Here is a 3,056-nt window from a genome sequence, read left to right as displayed (position 1 = left end):
AGCAAGAAATCAAAACCGGCGCGGAAACGCGGATGCTCAGACAACTGGATAATTTGTTTGCTACGCGGCGCCGCCAATTTTGGCTGCAATATCCAAATATCACGGATAAATTGTTCGGCAAATTTTGGAATGGCGGTCTTGATACGCTGACGGTCGATGACTTTGCCCGCTGCATGCAGTTGCGCGTCAGCAAAAGGCATATTGCGTTTTTTGGCTTTTTCCAATTGATGCAGGTAATTTTCCCACAATAACGCGGCATAAAAGAAGGCAGGATTGATACTTTTACCAGCGGCGATACGTTTGTCGGTATTGATAGCGACTTGTTTGACCAAGGCACTTGGCTCGGCAGGCGGATAAATAACTAAACTGTCAATCGCGCCCGACTCAAACAATAACGGTAGTAGCGGCACTAAATAGCCGCCGGTAAACATTTTTTGCGTTTCATCATACAAACGATGCGGAGAGATTTGCTCAAGCAGCGCCCAATTGTCATCATGAAACTGGGCAGCGAGTTCGCTATCAAAATCAAAACCAAGCTTGGCTTTAAATCGCAGGGCACGCAGCAACCTGACCGGATCTTCTTCGATACGGGTCGGTGCATGACCCAATAGACGAATAACTTTATTATCAATATCTTCAAGGGCGCCGCAAAAATCATGTACCACGCCTTTGAGCGGTTGATAATAAAGGGCATTGATAGAAAAGTCGCGACGGGCAAAGTCTTGCTTAATATCGCCCCAGACATTGTCACGCAAAATCATCCCATCTTGATTGGTATTGGCATTATTGAGCGGTGGACCACGAAAGGTCGCCACTTCGATAAGCTCGCGCCCAGAGTAGACATGCGCCAATTGAAAACGGCGACCAATAATACGGCAACGCTTGCCAAAGACGTCTTTAATCTCATGAGGTTTGGCATCAGTGACCGCGTCAAAGTCTTTTGGACGCAGGCCTAGCAAGGTATCGCGCACGCCGCCACCGACGATATAAGCATCAAACCCAGCTCGGGTTAGGGTGGCTATCACTTCGGTAATGGAATTGGGTAATTCAGATTTATTCAGTTCTAACTGCTTGGCGGCACGCTCGGCCATGCATCTACTCCTCGCCTTTATTCTTAACCACCCCGACGAACACAGCGTCTATCAGGCGGATGTACCCGCTAGTTTAACAAATTTTGACCATGGTGGGTGTGTTATGACATTTACTTACATGCTATTTTGTCAATATGGGGGTTAAATAATACAAAATAAAGCGCTTAATCTTGCACGCTTAAACGCTGGCGATTTTTCTCAACCGTTTTTGCGCCGATGCCTTTAACTTTCGTTAATTCATCAACCGTTTTAAAGCCGCCAAACATCTCGCGATATAAAATAATCGCCTGCGCTTTACTGCTGCCAATACCGTTTAATGCCACCAGCTCGGCTTCTGTGGCGCGATTGATATTAATTCTAGTCTGCACGCGTGCTTGACTTTGTGCTGCTTCTTGCATCAATAGATAATGATAAGCACTTTTAGCATTATCAAAACATGGCGCGGCAAGGGCAGGATTAAACGATATAGTAATAACAGAAAACACACCTACTAAAAAAATGGACAAATTTTTAGGTAAGCTGGCATGCTGCCATTTAATAAACAGGCTTTTATTAGTCGCGTTCATGCTGTTTCGCCGCTTCCCATAACGCATCCATCTCATTGATATCGCTATCTTCTAAACGCTTGCCAGCTGCCGCTAACTGCTCTTCAATATAACCAAAGCGCGACTTAAATTTATGCACACAGGTTAAGGTTGCAGTTTCAGCGTCGAGGTTGAGTTTACGGGCCACATTGACCAGCGCAAACATGCAATCGCCAAGCTCTTTTTCAATGTCTCTGATATTGGCTTTGCTTATGTTATATTTAGCAGCGGTTTTCGATTTATCGGTCAGCTCGCTTTTTAACTCAGTAATTTCTTCATCGAGCTTATCAAAAGCGCCGCTGACCCCTTCCCAATCAAAACCCAAATTTGACGCTTGCTTTTGTACTTCCTGCGCTTGCATCAGCGCACTACCTGCCTTGGTATTATCCAAACGACGCTTCGGCTTGCCACGTGCGGCGCGAGCTTGGTCTTCTTCTGCCTTAATCTCATCCCAGCGACCTTTTACCGCAGCGTCGTCTTTTAGCGTTTCGGCTTCAAAGACATGTGGATGGCGGCGAATCAGCTTTTCTTGCAACGTGGTAATCACATCGCTGATATCAAAGCGCCCTTGTTCAGCGTACATCTGACAATGAAAAACCACTTGCAAAAGCACATCGCCAAGCTCGCCCTTGATATCTTCGTCATCATCGCTTTGAATCGCTTCGCCAAGCTCATAGGCCTCTTCAATCGCGTACGGAATTAAGCTATGATTGCTTTGTTTTTTATCCCACGGACAATCTGCGCGCAGCCGTGCCATCAATCCCAATAAATCATCTAACTTACCAGTTGCTACTGGCACGCCCTGTATAGGGCTGGGCGGCGTAACAGAAGTTAACGTTTGGTTGTCTAAGTCACTCATAAAATACTCTTATATTTTTTATCATAGAAACGGATAAGTATAAAAATGCTCACATAAAGTACCACTACGGCTTTATGACTCATTTGGTAGTTAGTGTATCATTGAACGCTTATTGACTTATAATCCTGTTATCACTCCCTCATTTTTTACCGCGCACGCACAAGGAAGCTTATTACTATGTCCACTTCTGCGACTACTGGCTATCAGCCAGCAACAGAATTTCACCCTATTAGCATTCAGTCATTTAAGGCGTATGATATCCGCGGCGAGCTTGGAGTCAACCTTGACGAAAACATCGCCTACCGTATCGGCCGCGCTTTTGGGCAAATTTTATTCGAGCGTTATAGCGCTGCAGATGCCACAGTTGAACTGAAAAAATTAAAGCCAGCTATCGTTATCGGTAGCGATATCCGCCACTCCAGTGAGCAGTTAAAACAAGCAACCATCAAAGGTATGCTCGATGCGGGTGTCGGTGTGATTGATTTGGGTATGACAGGCACAGAAGAGGTTTACTTTGCGACC

At 45.5% G+C, this 3,056-nt stretch carries 3 protein-coding genes and 1 pseudogene; 1 reads left to right on the top strand and 3 read right to left on the bottom strand.

The genetic code is table 11. From position 1 onward, the window contains the following. The 3 genes from pcnB to mazG form a co-directional block, all read right to left on the bottom strand. Positions 1-1,091 (bottom strand): polynucleotide adenylyltransferase PcnB (gene pcnB, locus V7D75_RS05540; RefSeq protein WP_333613747.1); only part of this gene is annotated, 1,091 nt, incomplete at its 3' end. Positions 1,092-1,255: 164 nt separating this feature from the next. Beyond that, a complete protein-coding gene (locus tag V7D75_RS05535; RefSeq protein ID WP_333613746.1) occupies positions 1,256-1,657 on the bottom strand; it encodes a ComEA family DNA-binding protein in 402 nt (133 codons plus the stop codon). Further along, on the bottom strand, positions 1,644-2,534 hold the full coding sequence (gene mazG, locus V7D75_RS05530) for a nucleoside triphosphate pyrophosphohydrolase (protein ID WP_333613745.1): 891 nt from the start codon (positions 2,532-2,534) through the stop codon (positions 1,644-1,646). Before mazG ends, V7D75_RS05535 begins: the two co-directional genes overlap by 14 nt. Before the next feature lie 177 nt (positions 2,535-2,711). Between mazG and V7D75_RS05525 the strand changes: the two are divergent. Then, a pseudogene (locus tag V7D75_RS05525) lies at positions 2,712-3,056 on the top strand (phosphomannomutase CpsG); the annotation flags it as partial.

Origin of the sequence: Psychrobacter sp. (assembly GCF_036731945.1) — a bacterium.
Classification (GTDB): Bacteria; Pseudomonadota; Gammaproteobacteria; order Pseudomonadales; family Moraxellaceae; genus Psychrobacter.
This window is presented reverse-complemented; position numbering and strand designations above follow the sequence as displayed.